Annotated in this window: 1 rRNA gene; it reads right to left on the reverse strand. The window is 51.9% G+C overall.

Annotated elements, in window-relative coordinates:
- A 23S ribosomal RNA gene (locus KFD70_RS29320) occupies positions 1-341 on the reverse strand; the annotation flags it as partial.

The raw sequence follows: 341 nt of genomic DNA on the forward strand, positions 1-341 counted from the left end.
GGTCATTTTGCCGAGTTCCTTAACCAGAGTTCTCTCGCTCACCTTAGGATTCTCTCCTCGCCTACCTGTGTCGGTTTGCGGTACAGGCACCTTTTATCTCGCTAGAAGCTTTTCTTGGCAGCGGGGAATCAAAGACTTCGCTCCATAAAGAGCTTCCCCATCACAGCTCAGCCTTCGCGGTAAGCGGATTTGCCTACTTACCAGCCTAACTGCTTGGACGTGCACAACCAATCGCACGCTTCTTCTATCCTTCTGCGTCCCTCCATTGCTCAAACGATAAAGAGGTGGTACAGGAATATCAACCTGTTGTCCATCGCCTACGCCTGTCGGCCTCGGCTTAG

The sequence above is a fragment of the Bacillus pfraonensis genome, assembly GCF_050768835.1.
GTDB classification, from domain to species: Bacteria; Bacillota; Bacilli; order Bacillales; family Bacillaceae_G; genus Bacillus_A; species Bacillus_A pfraonensis.